This is a genomic window from Vibrio sp. 10N.286.45.E10 (assembly GCF_002874195.2).
GTDB classification, from domain to species: domain Bacteria; phylum Pseudomonadota; class Gammaproteobacteria; order Enterobacterales; family Vibrionaceae; genus Vibrio; species Vibrio crassostreae.
Genome location: NZ_MCWD02000003.1, coordinates 344,301 through 368,607, shown reverse-complemented (window position 1 = coordinate 368,607; position 24,307 = coordinate 344,301). Strand labels below are relative to the sequence as shown.

Below are 24,307 nucleotides of genomic sequence, written 5' to 3'. Positions count from 1 at the left end.
AAAGAAACCAGTAGCTCTAACTAAATCATCTTGTTTATTACGGGACTACTTTTTCTTAGTTGGACGTTTCCAATCAGCAATCTTACGTTCTTTAGCACGGCTGATAACTAACTCATTTTCAGAAACATCGCGCGTTACTGTAGAGCCAGCACCAACGGTAGCACCATTACCAATCGTAACAGGCGCTATTAATTGGCTATCTGAACCAACGAATACGTCGTCGCCAATGATGGTCTTAAACTTATTCGCGCCATCGTAGTTACAAGTAATTGCACCCGCACCCACGTTTACACGCTGGCCAATTTCAGCATCGCCTAGATACGTTAAGTGGTTCGCTTTCGAACCCTCACCAAGACAAGTATTTTTCACTTCTACGAAGTTACCGACGTGCGAGTTATTACGCATGTCAGCGCCAGGACGTAGACGAGTAAAAGGACCAACCGTACAGTCTTCACCGACCGTTGCACCTTCAATTACGCTGTATGGACGCACGATGGTGTTGTCATCGATCTCACAGTCTTTCAAGACACAACCGGTGCCGATAACCACGTTGTCGCCAATGCTTACGCTGCCTTCGATGATAACATTAGTATCAATCTCAACATCCATACCGCACTGCAGTTCACCACGCAGATCAAAACGGCTTGGGTCGCGAAGCATTACGCCTTGCTTCAATAGCTTATCAGCTTGCTCAGCTTGGTAAGCGCGCTCTAGACGAGCAAGTTGAGAGCGGTCGTTCACGCCTTCCACTTCAATTGGGCTTACTGGGTGTACAGCTTCAACTGCACGACCTTCATCGTGAGCCGCAGCAATAACGTCAGTCAGGTAGTATTCGCCTTGTGCGTTGTCGTTACTTAGGCCAGACAACCAACGCTTCAGATCACCACCAGTAGCAACCATAACGCCGGTGTTGATCTCTTTGATAAGCTTCTGCTCATCGGTTGCATCTTTCTGCTCAACGATAGCCACAACAGGGCCATTACGACGAATAATACGTCCGTAGCCCATTGGGTTGTCTAACACGACCGTAAGTAGCGCGATGCCACCGTTTGGTTGGGCGTCTAATAGGTTTTCAATGGTTTCAGGTGAGATCAGTGGAACATCACCGTACAGTACCAATACTTTTTCATCATCAGCGAAATGTGCAGATGCTTGATCCACCGCGTGGCCTGTACCTAGCTGTTCAGCTTGCAGTGCCCAATTTACAGATTCTTCAGCTAGAGTAGCCTTCATCTGATCACCACCGTGGCCGTAAACCAGGTTGATATTTTGAACGCCTAAACCATTACAGGTATCAATAACATGCTTCACCATTGGCTTACCTGCAAGTGTGTGCAGAACCTTTGGTGTGTTTGAATACATGCGAGTGCCTTTGCCCGCCGCGAGAATTACCGCGCTAAACTTCATTGTAAACCTATCCAACGTTATTTTTATTAAGCCGATATTGTAACCGTTTTTGGCCAAAAAATTAAATCGCAATAACCATTTAACCAGTAGTGATACGTAAAAGAAGCATTTTTGAGAATCTAAAAATGCAAAAAGGCGACCCTTAGGTCGCCTTTATCTCAGAGTCTATAATCTTAAAAAAGATTAACGACGCTGTTTTGTCAGTTCGATAACTCGTAACTGAGCAATGGCTTTAGCCAGTTCACCGGCCGCTTGTGCGAAGTCTATGTCGCCATGCTGATTTTGGATATTCTCCACAGCCTTGCGTTTAGCTTCTTCCGCCTTTGCTGCGTCTAGCTCTTCACCACGGATAGCTGTATCAGCCAGTACAGTCGCTGTACCAGGCTGAACTTCTACCATACCACCAGAAACATAAATGATTTCTTCGTGGCCGTGCTGCTTAACAATACGCACCATACCAGGCTTGATAGCGGTCAGCAGTGGAGTATGACCATGGAAAATACCAAGCTCACCCTCACTACCGGTCACCTGAAACGTCTCAACAAGGCCTGAGAAAATTTGTTTCTCTGCGCTTACAACGTCTAGGTGAAAGGTTATTGCTGCCATATCGCCTCCTAGTTAGCCTTATAGCTTCTTAGCATTCTCGATAGCTTCGTCAATTGCACCACAGTACATGAACGCTTGCTCTGGAATGTCATCGTATTCACCAGATAGAAGACCTTGGAAGCCACGTAGAGTCTCTTTAAGAGGTACGTAAACGCCTGGGTCACCTGTAAATACTTCCGCTACGTGGTAAGGCTGAGTTAGGAACTTCTCAATCTTACGAGCACGAGATACAACTTGCTTATCTTCTTCAGATAGCTCGTCCATACCTAGGATAGCAATGATATCTTTCAGCTCTTTATAGCGCTGAAGAGTAGACTGAACGCCACGAGCGATGTCGTAGTGCTCTTGTCCAACTACCAATGGATCCAGTTGACGTGAAGTAGAATCTAGCGGGTCGATCGCTGGGTAAAGACCCATAGATGCGATGTTACGGTTAAGTACAACCGTTGCATCCAAGTGAGCGAACGTTGTTGCTGGAGACGGGTCAGTCAAGTCATCCGCTGGTACGTATACCGCCTGTACAGACGTGATAGAACCAGATTTAGTTGACGTGATACGCTCTTGTAGAACACCCATTTCTTCAGCTAGTGTAGGTTGGTAACCTACCGCAGAAGGCATACGACCTAGAAGTGCTGATACTTCAGTACCTGCTAGTGTGTAACGGTAGATGTTATCAACGAACAGTAGAACGTCACGACCTTCGTCACGGAAGCGCTCTGCCATTGTTAGACCAGTCAGTGCAACACGTAGACGGTTACCTGGTGGCTCGTTCATCTGACCGTAAACCATCGCTACTTTTGATTCTTCAGGTTTTTCGATGTTTACAACACCTGCTTCCTGCATCTCAAAGTAGAAATCGTTACCTTCACGAGTACGCTCACCTACACCTGCAAATACAGATAGGCCTGAGTGTTGAAGTGCGATGTTGTTGATAAGTTCCATCATGTTAACGGTCTTACCTACACCAGCACCACCGAATAGACCGATTTTACCACCCTTAGCAAATGGACAAATCAAGTCGATTACTTTAACACCAGTTTCTAGAAGAGCTGTCTCGTTAGACTGCTCTTCGTAGCTTGGAGCTTCACGGTGAATTGCGTAATGCTCTTCAGCACCGATTTCACCACACTCATCAATCGCGTCACCTAGGACGTTCATGATACGACCCAATGTCTTAGTACCTACTGGTACTGAGATTGGAGCGCCAGTATTTTCAACTGTCAAACCACGACGTAAACCATCAGAGCTACCCATTACGATTGCGCGAACTACGCCACCGCCAAGTTGTTGCTGAACTTCAAGAACTAGACGTTCTTGTACTTCATTAACATTCAGAGCGTCGTATACACGAGGTACTTCACCCTGTGGGAACTCTACGTCGACTACCGCACCGATGATCTGTACGATCTTACCTGTAGCCATCGTTAATCCTCTAACTATTTAGTTTTACCTAAGCTTAAACCGCAGCTGCGCCTGAAACGATCTCAGAAAGTTCTTGTGTAATCGCCGCTTGACGCGCTTTGTTATACACAAGTTCTAAGTCATCAATAATGTCACCAGCGTTATCTGTTGCTGATTTCATTGCAATCATTCGAGCCGCTTGCTCACAAGCAAGGTTCTCTACCACACCTTGGTACACTTGAGATTCGACATAGCGAACCAATAGTGCATCTAGTAGTGGTTTTGGCTCGGGCTCATAAATGTAGTCCCAAGAATGACTGCGTTTCATTTCTTCGCTATCTGATTTAGGCAAAGGAAGTAATTGATCGATCGTTGGTTCTTGAACCATAGTGTTTTCAAACTTGTTGAACACTACGAACAGGCGATCTAATTCGCCTTCATCATATTTCTTCAGCATAACGCTTACAGAGCCAATCAAGTCTTCAAGGCTTGGACGATCGCCCAGACCAGAAACTTGAGCTGCTACTTTCGCGCCGCTGTTATTGAAAAATGCTGTCGCTTTAGAACCTACAATTGCAAGTTCAACGTCAGCACCTTTCTCAGACCAATCTTTCATGTCGTTCATGGCTTTCTTGAACAAGTTAATGTTCAAACCACCACAAAGACCACGGTCTGTAGAAACGATGATGTAACCAACACGTTTGGCTTCACGTTCCTCAAGATAAGGATGCTTATACTCGAGGCTACCATTAGCCAAATGACCGATCACTTTACGCATTGTTTCTGCATATGGACGAGTAGCTTCCATTGCGTCTTGAGAACGACGCATTTTTGAAGCTGCTACCATTTCCATTGCTTTCGTAATCTTCTGTGTGCTTTTAACACTACCGATTTTATTACGTATCTCTTTTGCGCCGGCCATCGTTACTCTCCGTTAATGGTATGAGGTGGCCCTAAGACCACCTACCAATTACCAGGTCTGGGTTGCCTTGAAATCGTCAACAAGCTTCTTCAGCTCAGCTTCGATTTCTTTATTGAAAGCACCCGTTGTGTCGATCTGTGTTGCTAGATCGGCATATTGACCACGAGCAAACGACAGTAAAGCAGCTTCAAAATCTAGAACTTTAGAAAGTTCAACGTCTTGAAGGTATCCACGCTCTGCAGCGAAGATTACTAGAGCTTGGTCAAATACAGACATAGGAGCGTATTGCTTCTGCTTCATCAGTTCTGTAACTTTTTGACCGTGGTCTAGCTGCTTCTTAGTCGCTTCATCAAGATCCGAAGAGAACTGAGCAAATGCTGCAAGTTCACGGTATTGAGCTAGAGCAGTACGGATACCGCCAGATAGCTTCTTGATGATTTTAGTCTGCGCCGAACCACCTACACGAGAAACTGAGATACCTGGATCAACAGCTGGACGTACGCCCGCGTTGAATAGCTCAGTTTGTAGGAAGATCTGACCATCAGTAATCGAGATTACGTTCGTTGGTACGAATGCAGATACGTCACCAGCTTGCGTTTCGATGATAGGAAGAGCAGTTAAAGAACCAGTCTTGCCTGTCACTTCGCCGTTAGTGAATTTTTCTACGTATGCTTCGCTTACACGAGCAGCACGCTCTAGTAGACGAGAGTGAAGGTAGAAAACATCACCTGGGAACGCTTCACGACCTGGTGGACGCTTAAGTAGTAGCGAGATTTGACGGTAAGCTACAGCTTGCTTAGATAGATCATCATAAACAATCAGTGCATCTTCACCGCGATCACGGAAGTATTCGCCCATCGCACAACCAGCATACGGTGCAAGGTATTGCAGCGCTGCAGATTCAGAAGCAGATGCAACAACAACAACAGTGTTTGCTAGTGCGCCGTGCTCTTCTAGTTTGCGAACTACGTTAGCAATAGTCGACGCTTTTTGGCCGATAGCTACGTAGATAGAGAAAATACCAGAATCTTTTTGGTTAATAATCGCATCGATCGCCATTGCTGTTTTACCAGTCTGACGGTCACCGATTACTAGTTCACGTTGACCACGACCGATAGGGATCATTGAGTCAACAGACTTGTAACCAGTTTGAACAGGTTGATCTACCGATTTACGGTCGATTACACCTGGTGCGATAATTTCTACAGGCGAAGTCAATTTAGCTTCGATTGGACCTTTACCATCAATTGGCTCACCTAGCGTGTTTACAACACGACCAAGCATTTCAGGACCTACTGGTACTTCTAGAATACGACCAGTACCTGTAACTTTCATGCCTTCCTGTAGGTCAGCATACGGGCCCATTACAACAGCACCAACCGAATCACGGTTCAAGTTTAGTGCTAGAGCGTAACGGCCACCCGGTAGTTCGATCATTTCACCTTGCATCACGTCCGCTAGGCCGTGGATGCTAAGGATGCCATCGCTTACAGAAACGATAGTACCTTCATTGCGAGCTTCACTAACAACGTCGAAAGATTCAATACGTTGTTTAATTAGATCGCTAATTTCAGTGGAATTAAGTTGCATGCTCCAATCCCCATTAAGACTGCAATGCATCGCTCAGGCGGTCTAAACGACTGCGCGCTGAGTTATCGATGACTAGGTCTCCGGCTCGAATAATAACTCCACTAAGTAGAGTCTCATCTATACTGCAATTCAGCTGAACTTTGCGCGCTAAGCGCTGTTCCAATTTGCTGCTGATCTCTGCGCATTGTTCTTCAGAAAGTTCTACCGCTGAAGTAACTTCAACGTCGATCTCTTTCTCATACTCTTTTTTGAGTATAAAGAACTCTTTACAAACATCAGGAAAAGCCATTAAGCGGCCATTCTCTGCCATCACTTTAATTAAGTTCTGACCGAATTCATCAAATTGTTCGCCACAAATTACAATGAATACTTCAGCTAATTTTTCAGCAGTCATAGAACCGCTTAATAAATTATGAACATCATCATTTTGTGCCACTTCGGCAGCAAAAGTAAGCATCTGACCCCATTGGTCTAGCTCACCTTTATCTACCGCAAAGTCAAACGCTGCTTTAGCATAGGGGCGTGCGATTGTAGTCAAATCAGACATATACAGCCCCTTGCTTTAAAGTTTTGCAGTAATGTTGTTAAGAAGATCATCGTGTACATCTTTATCGATTGTACGTTCAAGGATTTTCTCAGCACCAGCTATAGCCAGAGTTGCGACTTGTTTGCGCAGGTCATCACGGGCACGTGTACGCTCTGCTTCAATTTCTGCTTCAGCTTGCGCTAAGATTTTCTGGCGTTCTGCCTGAGCTTCTTCGCGTGCTTCATCAATAATTTGAGCTTTACGTTTGTTTGCCTGATCAATAACCTCAGTTGCAGTGCGCTTTGCTTCTTTCATTTGCTCAGAAGCGTTGGCTTGTGCCAGGTTCAAGTCTTTAGCAGCGCGTTCAGCGGCTACTAGACCGTCAGCAATTTTTTTCTGACGTTCTTCAATTGCTTGCATGATTGGTGGCCATACATATTTCATGCAGAACCAAACAAACAATGAAAAAGCAATTGCTTGACCTAACAGAGTTGCGTTCATATTCACAACAGCTACCCCTCGTTAAGAATCAACTACAAAAATTTAATTAACTATTGAGAGTTAATTAGCCTGCTAGTTGACCAACAAATGGGTTAGCAAACGTGAATAGTAGTGCGATTACGATACCGATCATTGGAACAGCATCCAGTAGACCAGCGATGATGAACATCTTAACTTGTAGCATTGGAGCCATTTCAGGTTGACGCGCAGCGCCTTCTAGGAATTTACCACCAAGAATAGCAAAACCAATTGCAGTACCTACGGCACAAAGACCAACAATAATAGCAACAGCGATTGCTGAAAAACTTAGTACAGTTTCCATTTACGTTCTCCGATTAACATTAATAGTTAGAATAAAGCTTAAAAATTTTTTTTAGTGATCACTATCTTCATGAGCCATTGATAAGTAAACGATTGTCAACATCATGAAAACAAAAGCTTGAATCAAAATAACCAAGATATGGAAGATAGCCCAAGGTAGTGCACCTACCCATTGTAAGTACCACGGTAGCATTGCCGCGATAAGAATAAACACCACCTCACCCGCAAACATATTACCAAATAAACGCATACCTAGAGATAGTGGCTTCGCTAATAACGAAATTACCTCAAGTACCAAGTTAAATGGAATCATGATTGGGTGATTAAATGGATGCAGTGCCAATTCTTTAGCAAATCCGCCTAGACCTTTCACTTTGATGCTGTAGTAGATCATCAGAGCAAAAACACCTAAAGCCATTGCCATTGTTATATTTACATCAGCTGTAGGAACCACTTTCAAGTAAGGGATACCTAGCCAATGCTCTGCAGGATATGGTAAGAAATCGATAGGCACTAGGTCCATCAAGTTCATTAAGATAATCCAGCAGAATATAGTCAGTGCTAGTGGGGCAATCAGAGGGTTGCGGCCATGGAAAGTTTCTTTAACGTTGTCACCAACGAATTCCACTACCATTTCAACAAAACACTGAAGCTTACCAGGTACACCTACTGTTGCTTTCTTAGCGACTGAGCGAAAAACCCAAAGGAATAACATCCCTGTCAACACCGAAAAAAACAGACTGTCTATATGTACGTTCCAGAAACTTGTCTCCTCTACAAGACCAAACTTAGCTAAAGAAAGGTTTTGTAAGTGGTGTTCAATGTATCCGGATGCTGTTGGCGCAGCCATAACTCATCCTATTTTTTATTGTTAATGAAAAGCACTGGCGCAAAGATATTAATACCTAGAACCAGTAAATAGGTCAGTTTGAGGGGAACTAATTCCACCTGCATATACATGTAGACAATAGAGAATAGTAAAACTGTGATAAGGATTTTTAGCGCTTCGCCTGCATAGAACGACGCCGCAACTAACTTAGTTGCACGAGCTCCACTAAATAGGAAAGCACACACACAAAAAACTGCATTTGCGATGACAAAAATACCGCCACCGATTAATGCAGCAAAACCCCAATCAGGATTAACAGCTAAACCTAACCCTATCGCCACTAATATAACCGCGCTAAGCTCGATCAATAACATTTGCTTTGCAAGCACTCGTCCTGGTCTTGCTAACGCCGCTACCATGTATTCGTTCCTCTTTTAAGCCTTCTTTACTACTCGCTTAAAAGCGTGCTGAGAAATTGGCGAAAATTATACGTTCAGCCAAATTGATTGCAATAACAACGCAGCAATCATTTACATTTTTGCATACAAACCGACAACTTTTGTACGAAATTACTTGTTTATTACATAATTGACCTAAATCAATTATCTCATTTAGTACTCTAGTTTAGCAATAAGTTGCTCTAATTTGTGAGGCTCATCAAGAGTAATCGTCACTTTTGACTTACCACTAACAGAACGAGTAACTGAAACGTTTGCTTGCAATTTTTCCGTGAGTCTTCGTGAAAGTTCGATAGCTTCTGTGTCTTCAGGCTTCGATTCAGCTTCAACGTCTGGTTTTAAACACTTTTTGACAAGTTGCTCAGTTTGACGCACGGTCATTTTTTTGGTTGCCGCAGTATTTGCAGCTTCAACCTGGGTATCACCTTCAAGCGCAAGCAGTGCTCGAGCATGCCCCATTTCCAGTTGTTTATTGGAAACTAAACCTTTCACTTCATTTTCGAGCTGATTTAGACGTAATAAGTTACTCACCGTTGCTCTCGATTTACCGATCACATCAGCGACTTGTTGGTGTGTCAGCTCAAATTCGTTCTGTAGGCGCTCTAGCGCTTGTGCTTCTTCGATAACATTCAGATCTTCACGCTGAATATTCTCAATCAACGCCATCGCGATAGCGGCTTTGTCTTCGACTCTCTTGACCAAACATGGCACTTGTTTAAGGCCAGCTTGACGAGCCGCTCTCCAACGACGTTCACCAGCAATAATCTCGAACTGGTCGTGCGCCAATGGGCGAACTACGATCGGTTGGATAATGCCTTGAGATTGAATTGATGCTGCCAGTTCTTCTAGCGCTTCAGGCGCAATATCCTTACGCGGTTGATATACACCAGGCTTCAAGCAACCAACAGCCAGTTCAATAAGCTCACCATCAGCCGACAACGCCTGACTATGAGAAGCAACTTGCTGTTTTTCACGAGCCAATGAGCTAGTTGCAAGCAATGCATCTAGCCCTTTTCCTAAACCACGCTTAGACATTGAGCGAATTCCTTTGGTTGGACCTATACTGGGACTTCTTCACGACGCAACATTTCGCCAGCAAGAGCAAGGTAAGCCTTAGCTCCTGCGGAATATTTGTCGTAGTACATTGCTGGCTTGCCGTGACTCGGGGCTTCTGCCAGACGCACATTTCTAGGGATCACAGTTCGGTAGACTTTGCTACCAAAGTGTTTTTTGAGTTGATCAGATACTTCGTTCGATAAGCGGTTGCGAGGATCGTACATAGTACGCAGAAGACCTTCGATCTTCAGGTTCTCGTTTACAACAGCCGCTAGCTTACTGATGGTATCCATCAATGCAGTCAAACCTTCCAAAGCAAAGTATTCACATTGCATAGGAACCAATACGGAGTCGGCCGCAGCCATCGCGTTGATTGTAAGAAGGTTTAATGAGGGTGGGCAATCAATAAAGATGAAATCATAGTTATTGCGAATGGATTCGAGTGCATTTTTTAAACGAACTTCACGAGCAAACACTTCCATCAGCTTGATTTCTGCCGCAGTAACATCACCGTTAGCGGCGATGAGGTCATAATTGCCAGATGTACTCCGGCAAACTACCTCATCAAATGGGGTGTCTTCAACCAACAAATCGTAAGCAGTTGCTTCAACTTGATACTTGTCGACACCGCTCGCCATAGTGGCATTACCTTGAGGATCGAGGTCAACAACCAATATCTTGCGTTTTGTTGCCGCCATTGATGCTGCTAAATTAATGCAAGTTGTTGTTTTTCCTACGCCGCCCTTTTGGTTGGCAATTGCTACGATTCTACCCACTATGGCCTCGCTGATTATCCCTGACGCGATAAAGTAACTAGATGACGCTCTCCATCAAGCTCTGGCACTTGCAAAGCTTTAATGTCTGTCACTGAACACCATTCAGGTAACAGGTCGATTTCGTCTCTAGGATGTTGTCCCTTAAGAGCCAAAAATACACCGGATTGCTCTTTAGGTAAATGGTGACACCACTCTACCATGTCTGTCATTGACGCAAATGCACGACTGAGCACTGCATCAAACTTTTCTTCTGGTTGAAATTCTTCAACGCGACTTTGAACCGGTACCACGTTGTCGATACCCAGCTCATGAATCACCTGTTTGATAAAACGAATACGCTTACCTAAGCTGTCTAGCAAGTAAAACTCGCAGTCTGGATTCATGATTGAGAGCGGAATCCCAGGAAGACCAGGCCCAGTGCCAACATCGATAAAGCGCTTACCTTGTAAGTGAGTGCTAACAATGATGCTATCTAAGATATGTTTCACCATCATTTCTTGCGGGTCACGAACTGACGTTAGGTTATAAGCTTTGTTCCACTTATTCAGTAACTCAACGTAGCCAACTAACTGGCCACGTTGCTTTTCAGATACTTCAAGTTCAGTCTGGCCAATCAGGTGATCCAGTTTTTCGCGTAATGCGCTCATTATGCTTCCTCACCTTTTTTCAACAGGCCGTGTTTTTTCAAGTAAACCAATAGAATTGAGATTGCTGCAGGTGTGATACCTGAAATTCGCGAAGCAATACCAATTGAGTCAGGCTTAGCTGTCGTTAATTTAAGAACCACTTCGTTAGAAAGTCCTTTTACCTTGCTGTAATCGATATCAGCAGGCAGTTTGGTGTTTTCATGACGCAGTGATTTTTCAATTTCGTCTTGTTGGCGCTGAATGTAACCATCGTACTTCACTTGGATCTCAACTTGCTCAGATGCTTGTTGATCTTCCAGTGCAGGACCAAAACGATCCAATGCAGTTAACTGTGAATAAGTCATTTCAGGACGACGAAGAAGATCTTCACCGCTCGCTTCACGAGACATTGGTGTTTTAAGAATTTGGTTCAGTTGATCAATATCTTCAGATTTTGGGTTAATCCAAGTCTCTTTCAGACGTTGACGCTCTTTCTCCATGTTTTCCATCTTCTCGTTGAAACGAGCCCAACGAGCATCGTCGACTAGGCCAAGTTCACGCGACTTTTCAGTCAAGCGGATATCGGCATTGTCTTCACGAAGCAGCAAACGGTATTCCGCACGAGACGTAAACATGCGGTAAGGTTCTTTGGTACCCATGGTAGATAAGTCGTCAATAAGCACGCCCATGTAAGCTTGGTCACGACGCGGACTCCAGCCTTCTTTGCTTTGAGTAAACAAACTTGCGTTTAGACCCGCCATCAGGCCTTGTGCAGCTGCTTCTTCGTAGCCAGTGGTACCGTTGATTTGACCCGCGAAGAATAGACCTTTGATAAACTTAGTTTCGTAAGTCAGCTTAAGGTCGCGAGGATCAAAGAAATCGTACTCAATCGCATAGCCAGGGCGAACGATATGAGCATTTTCAAAACCCTTCATCGAACGAACAATTTGAACCTGTACATCAAACGGCAGACTGGTAGAGATACCATTCGGGTATAGCTCATGAGTCGTTAGACCTTCGGGCTCAATAAAAATTTGGTGACTGTTCTTGTCAGCAAAACGCATTACTTTGTCTTCAATCGAAGGACAGTAACGAGGACCAATTCCTTCAATCACACCTGCGTACATCGGGCTGCGATCAAGGTTGGCGCGAATCACGTCATGCGTATTTTCATTGGTATGCGTGATGTAACATGGAATTTGACGAGGTTGTTGAGCTCGGCTACCCATGAACGAGAAAACAGGTGTCGGGTTATCACCGTGCTGAACCTCAAGCTCAGAAAAATCAACGCTACGCGCATCGATACGAGGAGGTGTACCTGTTTTCAGGCGATCAACTCGGAATGGAAGATCACGAAGACGGTCAGCCAGTGCGATCGATGGTGGATCGCCAGCACGGCCGCCCGAAGAACTTTCCATACCAATATGGATCTTGCCGCCTAGGAATGTGCCCACAGTCAGAACCACAGCGCTTGCGCGGAACTTAAGGCCCATTTGTGTAACCACACCTACCACTTGATCCTGTTCAACGATCAAGTCATCAACCGACTGTTGGAACAAAGTCAGGTTTGGCGTGTTTTCAAGAACGTTGCGAACAAAGGCTTTGTAAAGTGCGCGGTCAGCTTGTGCACGAGTAGCACGAACCGCAGGGCCTTTTGATGCATTCAATGTTCTGAACTGAATACCTGCATGATCAATAGCTTGCGCCATTAATCCACCCATTGCATCGACCTCTTTTACCAAGTGGCCCTTACCGATCCCGCCAATGGCTGGGTTACAAGACATTTGTCCTAGTGTATCGATATTATGAGTAAGTAATAACGTACTTTGACCAGTACGTGCAGATGCGAGTGCGGCTTCCGTTCCTGCATGGCCACCACCAACAACGATGACGTCAAATTTTTCGTGATAAAGCATGAACCGACCTCAGGTATTCAAACGTTTTCTAGATTGATAAAAAGGAGCGATATTCTACCTGTTTTCATAGCCTGAGAAAACGTTTTTGGGATTTTTCGAAAAAGCTGTTTTTAATTAATATAGATAAGATCTTTAAGGAGATCTTTTATTAGATCTATTATTAGGATCGAGGGTATCTGTGGATAAGTCGAAAATGATCAACGAGATCATGGATCTTTTTTGGATCAAATGATGTGATCTAACTTTGATCAGGATGAGGATTAGCTGGGATCAAAATGGCTACTTATTCACAGGAGGAAATTAGCCTAAAACTTGTTATTTGGATAACTATAGGTTAATCACCGTATATGTATGATCTTATCCACAGCAGAAATTGAAAATAGATCGCTAATTTTCGATGTTTTTGAAAAAAAGTTATTCACAATCGCGATGTTCAGAGACAAAAAAAGCGGCATAAGCCGCTTTTTGAGAAAAGAGAGAGGTTAAAACTGGTCGCTATGATCGTTAAACCAGGCTTCTGCTGCGTCTTCTGGTACCGGAGTTTCCAATACATCGATAGTAAAACAGTCAGAAATAGGCTGAGCACCGAGCTCTTTCATCTGGCTGTGGACTGATTTTCCCGCCAAACAGAAGGTATCGTAACTCGAATCACCCAGCGCCACGACAGCAAAGCGAACCTGGCTTAAATCTGGAGATTGCTGGGTCAATGCGTCAATAAACGGCTTAATATTATCTGGAAATTCACCCGCACCATGAGTTGAAGTCACCAGCAACCAAAAGCCTTGTTGGGGGATATCATCGTATTCAGGCTGATTATGAAGGGTTATCTCATGACCTTGTTCTTCAAGAAGATCATTAAGGTGATCGCCAACGTATTCAGCGCCACCTAAGGTGCTGCCAGTAATAATGTGGATCATTAAGCTGTCCTTACTAAAGAAAAAGGCCAGCATGAGCCGGCCTTTAAGGGTTATTTACCAATACAGAAAGAGGTGAAGATACGGCCGAGTAGGTCATCGGAGCTGAACTCACCCGTAATCTCATTAAGGTGTTGCTGCGTTATACGCAGCTCCTCTGCCAAGATTTCACCTGCCATATAGCCTTCTAACTGTTGCTGACCAATATCTAGGTGCTCAGATGCGCGTTCTAGGGCATCTAAGTGGCGACGACGTGCCATGAAGCCACCTTCATTGCCACCCGCAAAGCCCATGCAATCTTTTAAATGATTACGCAGTGCATCAACGCCTTGCCCAGTCTTTGCTGATAGTCGAATCAGAGTGGGATCATTAACATGGCAAATTCCGAGATCTTCACCTGTTTGATCGGCTTTGTTACGAATAACGGTCATTCCGATATTATTCGGCAGACGATCAACGAAATCGGGCCAGATATCTTTCGGGTCGGTTGCATCGGTAGTGGTGCCATCGACCATAAATAAAACGCGATCGGCTTGAGTAATTTCTTCCCAAGCGCGTTCAATACCGATTTTTTCGACTTCATCCGAGGCTTCACGCAGGCCTGCGGTATCAATAATGTGCAGTGGCATACCATCAATATGGATATGTTCACGCAGTACATCACGGGTGGTACCAGCAATATCAGTCACAATCGCGGAGTCTTTACCCGATAATGCATTCAGTAAGCTCGACTTACCGGCATTAGGACGACCTGCAATCACCACCTTCATGCCTTCACGCATAATTGCACCTTGATTGGCTTCTTGGCGAACCGCTTCAAGATTGTCGATGATAGCTTGTAAATCAGCACTTACTTTACCGTCAGCAAGGAAATCAATCTCTTCTTCTGGAAAGTCGATAGCGGCTTCAACATAGATGCGTAAGTGAATCAGAGAGTCCACCAGCGTATTAATGCGTTTTGAGAACTCACCTTGCAGCGATTGCAGGGCTGATTTCGCCGCTTCTTCTGAACTGGCATCAATGAGGTCGGCAATCGCTTCTGCTTGGGTTAGATCCATCTTATCGTTCAAGAAAGCACGCTCCGAGAACTCACCTGGGCGTGCTGCGCGTAGCCCTGGAATCGCAAGGATGCGTTTGATGAGCATATCCATTACCACAGGACCACCGTGGCCTTGTAGCTCTAATACGTCTTCGCCAGTAAACGAGTGCGGGTTAGGAAAGTAAAGCGCGATACCTTGGTCTAGCTCTAAACCATCGTGAGATTTAAAAGGGGTGTACTCAGCGTAACGTGGTTTCAGTACTTTGCCGGTAACTTCAAGCGCAACTTGGGCTGCTTGTGGGCCTGAAACGCGAATAATACCGACGCCGCCACGGCCGGGTGCAGTCGCTTGAGCAACAATCGTATCTGTAGTCATAGTTGTGCCTGCTAGCATGTGAAAGCCAAAAAGGGGCGCTCACGATTAATCAATTAGCTGAATTGTAATCAGCTAAAAACAAAAAGGCGACCTTTTGGTCGCCTTTCTTTATCTCTTTCTATTATCGAACTTACTTAGAATGTAAGCCTTTCTTTTCCAGCGCGCGGTAGATAAGCGTTTGCTGAATCAGAGTTACGATGTTCGATACTAGCCAGTATAGAACTAGACCTGAAGGGAAGAACAGGAAGAAGAATGTGAACATAACCGGCATAAAGGTCATGATCTTCTGCTGCATTGGATCCGTTACAGTTGTCGGGCTCATCTTCTGGATTAGGAACATTGAAGCACCCATCAGAAGTGGCAAGATGTAGTATGGGTCTTGTGCAGAAAGGTCAGTAATCCAACCGAAGAACGGTGAGTGACGCAGTTCAACAGACTCCATTAGTGCCCAGTATAGCGAAATGAAGATAGGCATTTGCAGAAGGATAGGTAAACAGCCACCTAGTGGGTTTACTTTCTCTTTCTTGTAAAGCTCCATCATTTCTTGGCTCATGCGTTGGCGGTCGTCGCCAATACGCTCACGCATTGCAGTCAGCTTAGGCTGAAGCATACGCATTTTCGCCATAGACGTGTACTGAGCTTTCGTTAGTGGGTACATAGCACCACGAACGATGAAAGTTAGACAGATGATTGCCAGACCCCAGTTCACAACGATGCCTTGAATGAATGAAAGCAGAGTATGAAGTGGTTTAGCAATGAACCATAACCAACCGTAGTCAACTACTAGGTCTAGGTTTGGTGCAACAGCAGCCATTTGGTCTTGAAGTTTAGGACCAACCCAAAGCGTTGCTTTGAAGCTTGCTTCGTCGCCAGTAGCAATGGTTTTGTTCGGCATGCGAACACCGATGTCGCCAAGGTTACCAATGACACGAGTGTAAAGGTTGCTGCCTGCTTCGTCGCGTGGAATCCAAGCACTTGCAAAGTAGTGCTGAATCATCGCTGCCCAACCTTGACCGTTTGCTAGGTTAAGAGACAGGTTGCGATCTTGCATATCGTCGAAGCTGTATTTTTTGTAACGCGTATCTTCCGTAGAGTAAGCACCACCACGGTAAGTTGGCATTGTTAGGCTACCCCCGTCATCCATAACGTTTTGACGTAGGTGAGCGTACATGCCGAATGTTGCGTTATTGCCAGAGTTGTTGATTACATCGTATTCAACGTCAATCGCGTAGCTTCCGCGTTTAAGTACGAATGTTTTTGTGTAATCAAGGCCGTTCGCTTGGTAAGTCATTGGGATGCGTAGTTCATCCTGACCATCAGCAAGCGTGAAGCTGTCTGCTGAAACTGTATAGCTTGGGCGGTTTGTGCTGCTTAAATCGATACCTTGAGGACCCACTAGACCGCTTTGAGCGATAAATTGGTGACCAGGTTCGTTTTTAAGAAGAACAAAAGTGTCTTCAGAATCGAACTCAGCAGAGTAATCGTTTAGGTTTGCTTTAACGACATCACCACCAACCGTATCAATTGACAGAGTCAGTACATCAGTTGTTACTGTGATAGTTTTAGCAGAAGAAGAAACTTGACCAGGAGCCGGGTCTAGATCATCTGCATAAGATGGCGCTGGTAGGGTGCTGCCAGATTGTGCCTGCTCAACCGCTTGTGGTGCTGGATTCTGAGCTACGTTCCATTGTTGGAACAGTAGGAAAGAAACCAAAGCCAATGCGATTAACAGGATATTACGTTGAGAATCCATCGTTATTTATCTCTGTCTTGTTTTTGGACTGGTGGAACGGGGTCAAAGCCCCCTTCGTTCAAAGGATGGCATTTTAATAGACGTTTGCCTGATAACCAACACCCTTTTACAAAACCGTGAGCTTTCAACGCTTCTATCGCATATAAAGAGCAGGTTGGAGTAAATCGGCAGCGTGGGCCGATGAGTGGACTAATAAACCATCTATAAAAATAGATGGGTATTAGCGCTATCCACGCGAAGGGCGAGACAGGCGAAGCCATAATTTGTCGAGTAGCTTGAACATTTCTTCATTGCTTAAATCTTGCGCGCTCTTCTTAGCGATTACAACAAAATCTTTGTTAGGAAGTTTGTGTTGAGTGTTACGAAAGCTTTCACGAGTAAGACGCTTGAATCGATTACGACCCACGGCGGTTTTAATCTGCTTTTTCGGAACGGCTAATCCAAGACGAGGATTTGAAAGAGAGTTATTTCGGGCAATGATGGTGAAATGAGGGGAGCCAGCTCGATGAGCTTGCTTGAAGACATTTTGATAATGTTCGGGAGTTAACAAGCGTAACTCCCGACCGAAGGCTAGCTTATTCAAAATAATCAAAGATTACTTAGAAAGACGCTTACGGCCTTTTGCACGACGTGCATTGATTGTTGCGCGACCGTTCTTAGTAGCCATGCGAGCACGGAAACCGTGAGTACGCTTACGCTTTAGAACTGTAGGTTGAAAAGTGCGTTTCATTTGTAATTACCTTACTGATCAGTAGTTTTAGGTTTTTGTTAAACCCGGCGTGGGCATTTTTTCTCTTCTTTATATAAGAAAGGAAAACCGACGCCTCTCAACAAAGAGGCGGAATTGTAATCACTGTCACAAAAAGTGTCAATGATTGGGTTAACTAAAATTCCGGTCGGGGGATTATACGTAGAATAACTAAAATCACAAGGATCCTTAGTCGATCCCAACCTTATTTAAGAATTTTTTTAATTTAGGATCCTGTGGATTACCAAAAATATCCTGTGGAGATCCCTGCTCAACAATATGGCCGTCAGCCATGAAGATCACTCGGTCTGCGACCTCTCTAGCGAACTGCATTTCATGGGTAACCACCAGCATGGTTTGATGCTGATTTGCCAGTTTTTTCATTAGGTTAAGAACTTCGCCAACCCACTCAGGATCGAGCGCTGAAGTCGGCTCATCAAACAGTAAAAGCTCGGGTTGTAGTGCCATTGCACGGCCAATACCCACCCGTTGTTGCTGGCCACCAGAGAGCGCGGCTGGGTAGCTCTCACCTTTGTCTCCCAAGCCAATATCATCAAGTATTTGTTGTGCTTTTTCATGGGCTTGCTGCTTTTTCCAACCACGAACGGTAATTAAACCTTCAGCAATATTCTGTCTCGCGGTTTGGTGAGCGAACAGGGCATAGTTTTGGAACACAAAACCGGTCTTACGACGCAGTGCCAGCACCTCTGCTTTGGTGTGTTTCTGAGCATCGACATTAATATCATCAATCGAAATAGTGCCTTGATCGGCTTGCTCTAGAAAGTTCACACAACGCAGTAAAGTAGATTTACCAGTCCCACTTGAACCTATGATGACAATTATCTCACCTTGCTTGATTTCTAGGTCGATCCCTTTCAAAACTTCGGTGTCACCAAACTGCTTGTGGATATTTTGTAATTTGATCATCGTACATACGCCTTATTCAGTTTCACTTCGGCCCAAATTTGAATACGAGTGAGGATAACCACCACGCCCCAGTAAATCAGCGCTACCGCTAAGAAAGCCTCGAAGAAGCGGAAACTAGAAGAAGCCTCCATCTGAGCTTTAGCCATGATTTCGGCGACACCTAGGGTGAAGGCTAGTGAAGTCGACTTGATCATGTCGATGAAGTAGTTCATCAATGATGGCAGTGCCACGCGAGTTGCTTGCGGTAAGATCACTCGGCGCATCGCTTGGCTGGTTGTCATACCGACCGAAAGGCTGGCTTCCATCTGGCTGCGATCAATACCGATAATCGCGGCACGAATACTTTCTGCCATATACGCGGCAAAGTGCAGGGTTAAGCCAATCACAGCGGCGCTGAAGGCATCCAATCCAACCATCCACGGGAAGACTTGTGGTAAGCCGTAATAAAGGAGAAACAGCTGCACCAACAGTGGTGTGCCTCGGAAGAAGCTAATGTAAAGCTGGCTCAGTTGGTCGAGTACTGGGATTTTGAATACACGAATATTCGCCAGTATCAGAGACAGGATCAGAGCAAAGAACAAGCCCCAAGTCGCCATCTCCATCGTGGTGCCTAAATACTTTAGTAGTATCGGCAACAGCTCTAGCATGTAATTAAAGTCAAATCCCATAATCTATCTCGTATTTTTATTGGAAGTGTTGTTCTATATGTAAGTACTGTTCTATCAGGTTTTTTAATCAGTGCACAAAAGCAAAAAGCCCACCGCTGTATAAAGCAGTGGGCCTTGAATGGAGAAAGTGAGTAATTACTTCTGAGTAATGTCCGCACCAAACCATTTCTGAGAGATACTTTCTAGCGTACCATCTGCGCGCATTGCTGCTAATGCTTCATTTACTTCTGCTTGCAGTTTTTTGCCGTTATCGTTGTCCACGAAAGGCCAAGCGTTTTCAATGGTTTCGAATGGCTGACCAGCTAGTTGTAATGGTAGACCTGTCTTCTTGATAAGCTCTAATGCTGATAGGCGATCCATTACGAATGCATCTGCACGACCCAATGCGACATCATGTTCAATACCTGTATCGTAGGTTTTCACATTGATCTTGCCATCTTTGTCGTAGCTGCGAAGCAGTTGTTCAAAGTTTGAGCCTAGGTTTACCGCAACCGTCTTACCATCTAGGTCTTCGATACCTTTAATGCTGTCATTACCTTTACGAACGGTAATTTGTGCGCCGTCTACTACGTATGGGTCTGCGAATAGGTATTTCGCTTTACGTGCATCTGTCATTGTAATTTGGTTTGAAATAGTATCGATGCGACCCGTTTCAAGAAGACCAAACAGACCAGAGAAGTTTGCCGTTACGTATTCAACCTTGTAATCGTTACGCTTACCGATCTCATCCCATAAATCTACTTCAAAACCTTGTAGCTGGTCTTGCTTAACGAACGTAAACGGGAAGTAGCGACCAGACATGCCGACTTTAACTTCAGTCGCAGCTTGAACAGTAGCAGCAGAGAGTGCGATAGCCGCAATTGCAGCCTTAATCCAGTTATTCATTTGGTAACTCCTTATATTTATAGGGTTGGATGTTACTGGGAAAATGCTCAATAGAATAAATAACCAGATGTTATTAACCATAACCAGATTGAATTCCCAATTTGGGGATAACTAGCAAGGATCCGGGCATAAGTGGATCATTGTGTGAGTAAATTAGGGGCAAGATGTGTGGATCCGCCGATTAATTACAAATTTATTGTGAATAACTTGGATCTTATTCACTGGATCTGTGATCAATTGCTGGTGATCTGACTTATCAACAGGTAAAATTAGCAGTCATTTCATATTACTTAAATAGAGTGGGGGCACCGTGTCATCTTCGCTTTGGTTGCAGTGTTTGCAACAGCTTCAAGAAGAGTTACCAGCTACAGAATTCAGTATGTGGGTTCGTCCGTTACAAGCGGAGCTCAATGACAATACTCTAACTCTATTTGCACCGAACCGTTTCGTACTCGATTGGGTTCGTGATAAGTATCTAAATAGCATTAACCGTTTGCTGCAAGAATATTGCGGCAACGATATCCCACATCTTCATTTTGAAGTGGGAAGCAAGCGTGTGATTGCACCAAAGCCTGCGACACCAGCACCGACTCAGACTCGTACTGCAGCCGATGTGGCCGCTGAGTCATCAGCACCTGCGCAATTACAAGCTCGCAAGCCTGTCCATAATATTTGGCGTGATGAAGAGCCTGTCGCGGTTGATTTGAATCACCGCTCAAATGTGAACCCAAAACATAAGTTCAATAACTTTGTTGAAGGTAAGTCGAACCAACTGGGTTTGGCTGCGGCACGTCAGGTTTCTGATAACCCAGGAACAGCCTACAACCCTTTGTTCCTATACGGCGGCACTGGTTTAGGTAAAACGCACTTGTTGCATGCGGTGGGTAACGCCATTGTTGATAATAAGCCAAATGCGAAAGTGGTTTACATGCACTCAGAACGTTTTGTTCAGGATATGGTAAAGGCCCTGCAAAACAACGCGATCGAAGAATTTAAGCGCTACTACCGTAGTGTTGACGCATTGCTTATCGATGACATCCAATTCTTTGCCAATAAAGAGCGTTCTCAAGAAGAGTTCTTCCATACCTTTAACGCGCTGCTTGAAGGTAACCAACAGATCATCCTAACGTCTGACCGTTATCCAAAAGAGATCAACGGGGTAGAGGATCGTCTTAAATCTCGCTTCGGCTGGGGTTTGACGGTTGCGATTGAGCCACCAGAGCTTGAGACGCGTGTTGCGATCTTGATGAAGAAAGCAGAAGACCACCAAATTCACCTTGCGGATGAAGTGGCGTTCTTTATTGCCAAGCGCCTGCGCTCTAACGTTCGTGAGCTGGAAGGCGCATTGAACCGTGTTATTGCCAATGCAAACTTCACTGGCCGTCCGATCACGATTGACTTCGTGCGTGAAGCACTGCGTGACCTACTTGCACTGCAAGAAAAACTGGTCACTATTGATAACATTCAAAAGACAGTAGCCGAGTACTACAAAATCAAAGTCGCTGATCTATTGTCTAAGCGTCGTTCTCGTTCTGTTGCTCGTCCACGCCAATTGGCGATGGCACTGGCGAAAGAGCTAACAAACCACAGCTTGCCTGAGATTGGCGATGCATTCGGTGGTCGTGACCACACGACGGTACTGCATGCTTGTCGTAAGATTGCTCAGCTGCGTGAAGAGAGCCACGACATTAAAGAAGATTATTCGAACCTGATTCGTACCCTTTCTTCTTAATACACAGTATTCTTAACCTTAATAAGCAGAATCTTGGCCACGTACTATTACGCAGTGCCATTTAGACCGTAAGAGCAAGATATGAAATTTACCATTGAACGTAGTCACCTGATTAAGCCATTACAACAAGTATCTGGCGCACTCGGTGGCAGGCCAACGCTTCCAATTCTAGGAAACCTACTGATTAAAGTAGAAGATAACGTGTTGTCGATGACAGCGACGGATCTAGAAGTTGAACTGATCAGCCGTGTAACGCTTGAAGGTGATTTCGAAGCGGGCAGCATTACCGTACCTTCACGTAAATTCCTAGATATCTGCCGTGGATTACCAGATAACTCAGTGATCACTGTGGTATTGGATGGTGACCGTATTCAGGTTCGCTCTGGTCGTAGCCGCTTCTCATTAGCAACATTACCTGCGGCAGATTTTCCTAATATTGAAGACTGGAGCAGTGAAGTTGAAGTGTCAGTGACACAAGCTGAACTTCGCGGTCTTATCGAGAAAACGCAATTCTCAATGGCGAACCAAGATGTTCGTTACTACCTCAACGGTATGTTGTTTGAGATTGAAGGCTCTATCCTGCGCAGCGTGGCGACCGATGGTCACCGTATGGCAGTATCTCAAGCACAACTGGGTGCGGATTTTGCTCAGAAGCAGATCATTGTTCCTCGTAAAGGTGTGCAAGAGCTAGTGAAGCTATTGGATGCACCTGAACAGCCAGTAACACTACAAATCGGTAACTCTAACGTGCGTGCGGAAGTGAACAACTATGTCTTCACTTCTAAGTTAGTAGATGGTCGTTTCCCTGATTATCGCCGCGTAATGCCGCAAAATACCACCAAGACACTTGAAGCTGGCTGTGATGAATTACGTTCAGCATTTTCTCGTGCTGCGATTCTATCGAATGAAAAATTCCGTGGTGTTCGCGTTAATCTTGCGGATAGCGAGATGCGTATTACCGCGAACAACCCAGAGCAAGAAGAAGCAGAAGAAGTACTCGATGTTAACTTCGACGGTGATGCTCTAGAGATTGGCTTTAACGTAAGCTACGTATTGGATGTTCTGAACACACTGCGTTGTGAACAGGTTCGTATCTCAATGTCAGACGCCAATGCGAGTGCTCTTATTGAGAACGCACAAGATGACAGCGCGATGTACGTTGTTATGCCAATTCGCTTATAAGCTGCCCCATGTTGACCTACCGAGTCGTGATTGAAGATTAATATGAAGACGTTATGCCTTTATCGCGCTTAATCGTTAAGCAGTTTAGAAATATTGAAGCCTGTGACATTCAACCGTCATCAGGCTTTAACTTTCTTATAGGGGCTAACGGAAGCGGCAAAACCAGCGTCCTTGAAGCGGTGTATCTGCTCGGACACGGTCGCTCATTCAAGAGTTCACTTACCGGTCGTATCATACAAAACGAGTGTAGTGAGCTGTTTGTACACGGCCGTTTTATGACCTCGGATCAATTTGAGCTGCCAATTGGCATTAATAAGCAGCGCGATGGCACGACAGAGGTTAAAATAAGCGGTCAAACTGGGCAAAAGTTGGCTCAGTTAGCTCAAGTCTTACCTTTGCAGTTGATTCACCCCGAAGGGTTTGATTTACTGACAGATGGACCTAAGCATCGCCGAGCATTCATTGATTGGGGAGTCTTCCACAGTGAGTCGGGCTTTTATGATGCGTGGGGTAGGGTAAAGCGCCTCAATAAGCAGCGAAACGCCTTATTGAAAACGGCAACCCACTATCGAGAGCTGAGCTATTGGGACCAAGAACTGGCCCGTTTAGCTGAAAGCATCAGTCAGTGGCGTGCCACCTACGTTGATCAGCTCAAAGAAGTCGCCGAAGAGATCTGTGCGACCTTCCTTCCTGAGTTTGAGATAAAGATTAACTATTATCGTGGCTGGGACAAAGACACCCCATACGCCGAGATATTAGAAAAGAATTTTGAAAGGGATCAGCAACTTGGTTACACCTTTAGTGGACCCAACAAAGCGGATCTGAAGATAAAAGTGAACGGCACTCCAGTGGAAGATGTCTTGTCACGAGGTCAATTGAAGTTGATGGTGTGCGCGCTACGAGTAGCACAAGGGCAACACCTCACTCAAATGACAGGTAAGCAGTGCATCTATTTAATAGATGACTTCGCTTCCGAATTAGATAGCCAACGCCGAGCACGTCTTGCTGAGTGTTTGAAGGCGACCCAGGCTCAAGTTTTTGTAAGCTCTATTACCGCTGATCAGATTGCAGATATGCATGACGAAAATAGCAGGATGTTTCATGTGGAACATGGCAAAATAGAGCAAGGATAATTAGTCAGAGAGTAA

General features: G+C 44.9%; 26 protein-coding genes. 3 read left to right on the top strand and 23 right to left on the bottom strand.

Annotation, left to right across the window (positions count from 1 at the left end; all coding sequences use genetic code 11):
• Positions 1 to 45: 45 nt before the first annotated feature.
• From glmU to BCU34_RS22825, 23 genes are all read right to left on the bottom strand, one after another.
• Positions 46 to 1,407, bottom strand: coding sequence for a bifunctional UDP-N-acetylglucosamine diphosphorylase/glucosamine-1-phosphate N-acetyltransferase GlmU (gene glmU, locus BCU34_RS22935; RefSeq protein ID WP_102480825.1), 1,362 nt, complete (start codon positions 1,405 to 1,407; stop codon positions 46 to 48).
• Between the two features lie 183 nt (positions 1,408 to 1,590).
• Positions 1,591 to 2,013: a F0F1 ATP synthase subunit epsilon gene (locus BCU34_RS22930; RefSeq protein ID WP_004735742.1), complete on the bottom strand. Its 423-nt coding sequence runs from the start codon at positions 2,011 to 2,013 to the stop codon at positions 1,591 to 1,593.
• 18 nt (positions 2,014 to 2,031) lie between these two features.
• Positions 2,032 to 3,435: a F0F1 ATP synthase subunit beta gene (atpD, locus tag BCU34_RS22925; protein WP_048610850.1), complete on the bottom strand. Its 1,404-nt coding sequence runs from the start codon at positions 3,433 to 3,435 to the stop codon at positions 2,032 to 2,034.
• Positions 3,436 to 3,469: 34 nt separating this feature from the next.
• Positions 3,470 to 4,336, bottom strand: a complete 867-nt coding sequence (gene atpG, locus BCU34_RS22920) for a F0F1 ATP synthase subunit gamma (protein WP_016794171.1) — start codon at positions 4,334 to 4,336, stop codon at positions 3,470 to 3,472.
• 48 nt (positions 4,337 to 4,384) lie between these two features.
• Entirely contained in the window at positions 4,385 to 5,926 is a 1,542-nt protein-coding gene (gene atpA, locus BCU34_RS22915) for a F0F1 ATP synthase subunit alpha (protein WP_010433235.1), read from the bottom strand.
• A 13-nt stretch (positions 5,927 to 5,939) separates the two neighbouring features.
• Positions 5,940 to 6,473: a F0F1 ATP synthase subunit delta gene (gene atpH / locus BCU34_RS22910; RefSeq protein WP_048618352.1), complete on the bottom strand. Its 534-nt coding sequence runs from the start codon at positions 6,471 to 6,473 to the stop codon at positions 5,940 to 5,942.
• A gap of 15 nt (positions 6,474 to 6,488) precedes the next feature.
• On the bottom strand, positions 6,489 to 6,959 hold the full coding sequence (atpF, locus tag BCU34_RS22905; protein WP_010433231.1) for a F0F1 ATP synthase subunit B: 471 nt from the start codon (positions 6,957 to 6,959) through the stop codon (positions 6,489 to 6,491).
• A 58-nt stretch (positions 6,960 to 7,017) separates the two neighbouring features.
• A complete protein-coding gene (gene atpE / locus BCU34_RS22900) occupies positions 7,018 to 7,275 on the bottom strand; it encodes a F0F1 ATP synthase subunit C (protein WP_004411110.1) in 258 nt (85 codons plus the stop codon).
• Between the two features lie 51 nt (positions 7,276 to 7,326).
• Positions 7,327 to 8,124 (bottom strand): F0F1 ATP synthase subunit A, encoded by a 798-nt coding sequence (atpB, locus tag BCU34_RS22895; RefSeq protein ID WP_017632650.1) that lies wholly within the window; start codon positions 8,122 to 8,124, stop codon positions 7,327 to 7,329.
• 8 nt (positions 8,125 to 8,132) lie between these two features.
• On the bottom strand, positions 8,133 to 8,522 hold the full coding sequence (locus BCU34_RS22890) for a F0F1 ATP synthase subunit I (protein WP_017058798.1): 390 nt from the start codon (positions 8,520 to 8,522) through the stop codon (positions 8,133 to 8,135).
• Between the two features lie 192 nt (positions 8,523 to 8,714).
• Complete coding sequence (locus tag BCU34_RS22885; RefSeq protein WP_048662696.1) at positions 8,715 to 9,596, bottom strand: ParB/RepB/Spo0J family partition protein; 882 nt, start codon at positions 9,594 to 9,596, stop codon at positions 8,715 to 8,717.
• 23 nt (positions 9,597 to 9,619) lie between these two features.
• Positions 9,620 to 10,393 carry a ParA family protein gene (locus BCU34_RS22880; RefSeq protein WP_019825554.1) on the bottom strand — a complete coding sequence of 258 codons (774 nt, stop codon included), beginning with the start codon at positions 10,391 to 10,393 and terminating at the stop codon, positions 9,620 to 9,622.
• Positions 10,394 to 10,407: 14 nt separating this feature from the next.
• A complete protein-coding gene (gene rsmG / locus BCU34_RS22875) occupies positions 10,408 to 11,040 on the bottom strand; it encodes a 16S rRNA (guanine(527)-N(7))-methyltransferase RsmG (RefSeq protein WP_017058801.1) in 633 nt (210 codons plus the stop codon).
• A complete protein-coding gene (mnmG, locus tag BCU34_RS22870; protein ID WP_102480824.1) occupies positions 11,040 to 12,935 on the bottom strand; it encodes a tRNA uridine-5-carboxymethylaminomethyl(34) synthesis enzyme MnmG in 1,896 nt (631 codons plus the stop codon). The genes rsmG and mnmG overlap by 1 nt, the downstream gene beginning before the upstream one ends.
• A 482-nt stretch (positions 12,936 to 13,417) precedes the next feature.
• A complete protein-coding gene (gene mioC / locus BCU34_RS22865) occupies positions 13,418 to 13,852 on the bottom strand; it encodes an FMN-binding protein MioC (RefSeq protein ID WP_050642862.1) in 435 nt (144 codons plus the stop codon).
• Between the two features lie 50 nt (positions 13,853 to 13,902).
• Complete coding sequence (mnmE, locus tag BCU34_RS22860) at positions 13,903 to 15,264, bottom strand: tRNA uridine-5-carboxymethylaminomethyl(34) synthesis GTPase MnmE (RefSeq protein ID WP_048657844.1); 1,362 nt, start codon at positions 15,262 to 15,264, stop codon at positions 13,903 to 13,905.
• Between the two features lie 130 nt (positions 15,265 to 15,394).
• The gene (gene yidC, locus BCU34_RS22855) at positions 15,395 to 17,017 is read right to left on the bottom strand and encodes a membrane protein insertase YidC (protein WP_048657814.1); all 1,623 of its coding nucleotides are present in this window, start codon (positions 17,015 to 17,017) and stop codon (positions 15,395 to 15,397) included.
• A 2-nt stretch (positions 17,018 to 17,019) separates the two neighbouring features.
• Entirely contained in the window at positions 17,020 to 17,277 is a 258-nt protein-coding gene (gene yidD / locus BCU34_RS22850) for a membrane protein insertion efficiency factor YidD (RefSeq protein WP_004735802.1), read from the bottom strand.
• Complete coding sequence (gene rnpA, locus BCU34_RS22845; RefSeq protein ID WP_017055478.1) at positions 17,244 to 17,567, bottom strand: ribonuclease P protein component; 324 nt, start codon at positions 17,565 to 17,567, stop codon at positions 17,244 to 17,246. The genes yidD and rnpA overlap by 34 nt, the downstream gene beginning before the upstream one ends.
• Before the next feature lie 45 nt (positions 17,568 to 17,612).
• Positions 17,613 to 17,747 (bottom strand): 50S ribosomal protein L34, encoded by a 135-nt coding sequence (rpmH, locus tag BCU34_RS22840; protein ID WP_004735800.1) that lies wholly within the window; start codon positions 17,745 to 17,747, stop codon positions 17,613 to 17,615.
• Between the two features lie 207 nt (positions 17,748 to 17,954).
• Positions 17,955 to 18,692 (bottom strand): amino acid ABC transporter ATP-binding protein, encoded by a 738-nt coding sequence (locus BCU34_RS22835; protein ID WP_048657813.1) that lies wholly within the window; start codon positions 18,690 to 18,692, stop codon positions 17,955 to 17,957.
• Complete coding sequence (locus tag BCU34_RS22830; RefSeq protein WP_009848134.1) at positions 18,689 to 19,360, bottom strand: amino acid ABC transporter permease; 672 nt, start codon at positions 19,358 to 19,360, stop codon at positions 18,689 to 18,691. Before BCU34_RS22830 ends, BCU34_RS22835 begins: the two co-directional genes overlap by 4 nt.
• A 135-nt stretch (positions 19,361 to 19,495) precedes the next feature.
• The gene (locus BCU34_RS22825; protein ID WP_009848135.1) at positions 19,496 to 20,245 is read right to left on the bottom strand and encodes an amino acid ABC transporter substrate-binding protein; all 750 of its coding nucleotides are present in this window, start codon (positions 20,243 to 20,245) and stop codon (positions 19,496 to 19,498) included.
• Between the two features lie 310 nt (positions 20,246 to 20,555).
• Here BCU34_RS22825 and dnaA point away from each other — a divergent pair, with 310 nt between their 5' ends.
• From dnaA to recF, 3 genes are all read left to right on the top strand, one after another.
• Positions 20,556 to 21,977: a chromosomal replication initiator protein DnaA gene (gene dnaA, locus BCU34_RS22820; protein ID WP_019825569.1), complete on the top strand. Its 1,422-nt coding sequence runs from the start codon at positions 20,556 to 20,558 to the stop codon at positions 21,975 to 21,977.
• An 81-nt stretch (positions 21,978 to 22,058) separates the two neighbouring features.
• Complete coding sequence (gene dnaN, locus BCU34_RS22815) at positions 22,059 to 23,159, top strand: DNA polymerase III subunit beta (RefSeq protein ID WP_017058809.1); 1,101 nt, start codon at positions 22,059 to 22,061, stop codon at positions 23,157 to 23,159.
• A gap of 53 nt (positions 23,160 to 23,212) precedes the next feature.
• Positions 23,213 to 24,292: a DNA replication/repair protein RecF gene (gene recF, locus BCU34_RS22810; protein WP_019825571.1), complete on the top strand. Its 1,080-nt coding sequence runs from the start codon at positions 23,213 to 23,215 to the stop codon at positions 24,290 to 24,292.
• Positions 24,293 to 24,307 lie beyond the last annotated feature (15 nt).

Bases quoted from the DNA above. Each gene is read 5' to 3' on its own strand.
- atpA (WP_010433235.1), bottom strand. From the start codon at position 5,926: ATGCAACTTAATTCCACTGAAATTAGCGATCTAATTAAACAACGTATT.
- glmU (WP_102480825.1), bottom strand. From the start codon at position 1,407: ATGAAGTTTAGCGCGGTAATTCTCGCGGCGGGCAAAGGCACTCGCATG.
- atpH (WP_048618352.1), bottom strand. From the start codon at position 6,473: ATGTCTGATTTGACTACAATCGCACGCCCCTATGCTAAAGCAGCGTTT.
- dnaN (WP_017058809.1), top strand. From the start codon at position 22,059: ATGAAATTTACCATTGAACGTAGTCACCTGATTAAGCCATTACAACAA.
- BCU34_RS22825 (WP_009848135.1), bottom strand. From the start codon at position 20,245: ATGAATAACTGGATTAAGGCTGCAATTGCGGCTATCGCACTCTCTGCT.
- mioC (WP_050642862.1), bottom strand. From the start codon at position 13,852: ATGATCCACATTATTACTGGCAGCACCTTAGGTGGCGCTGAATACGTT.
- atpD (WP_048610850.1), bottom strand. From the start codon at position 3,435: ATGGCTACAGGTAAGATCGTACAGATCATCGGTGCGGTAGTCGACGTA.
- BCU34_RS22930 (WP_004735742.1), bottom strand. From the start codon at position 2,013: ATGGCAGCAATAACCTTTCACCTAGACGTTGTAAGCGCAGAGAAACAA.
- BCU34_RS22835 (WP_048657813.1), bottom strand. From the start codon at position 18,692: ATGATCAAATTACAAAATATCCACAAGCAGTTTGGTGACACCGAAGTT.
- atpG (WP_016794171.1), bottom strand. From the start codon at position 4,336: ATGGCCGGCGCAAAAGAGATACGTAATAAAATCGGTAGTGTTAAAAGC.
- recF (WP_019825571.1), top strand. From the start codon at position 23,213: ATGCCTTTATCGCGCTTAATCGTTAAGCAGTTTAGAAATATTGAAGCC.
- atpB (WP_017632650.1), bottom strand. From the start codon at position 8,124: ATGGCTGCGCCAACAGCATCCGGATACATTGAACACCACTTACAAAAC.
- BCU34_RS22830 (WP_009848134.1), bottom strand. From the start codon at position 19,360: ATGGGATTTGACTTTAATTACATGCTAGAGCTGTTGCCGATACTACTA.
- yidD (WP_004735802.1), bottom strand. From the start codon at position 17,277: ATGGCTTCGCCTGTCTCGCCCTTCGCGTGGATAGCGCTAATACCCATC.
- mnmE (WP_048657844.1), bottom strand. From the start codon at position 15,264: ATGACTACAGATACGATTGTTGCTCAAGCGACTGCACCCGGCCGTGGC.
- mnmG (WP_102480824.1), bottom strand. From the start codon at position 12,935: ATGCTTTATCACGAAAAATTTGACGTCATCGTTGTTGGTGGTGGCCAT.
- yidC (WP_048657814.1), bottom strand. From the start codon at position 17,017: ATGGATTCTCAACGTAATATCCTGTTAATCGCATTGGCTTTGGTTTCT.
- atpE (WP_004411110.1), bottom strand. From the start codon at position 7,275: ATGGAAACTGTACTAAGTTTTTCAGCAATCGCTGTTGCTATTATTGTT.
- BCU34_RS22885 (WP_048662696.1), bottom strand. From the start codon at position 9,596: ATGTCTAAGCGTGGTTTAGGAAAAGGGCTAGATGCATTGCTTGCAACT.
- BCU34_RS22890 (WP_017058798.1), bottom strand. From the start codon at position 8,522: ATGGTAGCGGCGTTAGCAAGACCAGGACGAGTGCTTGCAAAGCAAATG.
- rpmH (WP_004735800.1), bottom strand. From the start codon at position 17,747: ATGAAACGCACTTTTCAACCTACAGTTCTAAAGCGTAAGCGTACTCAC.
- rsmG (WP_017058801.1), bottom strand. From the start codon at position 11,040: ATGAGCGCATTACGCGAAAAACTGGATCACCTGATTGGCCAGACTGAA.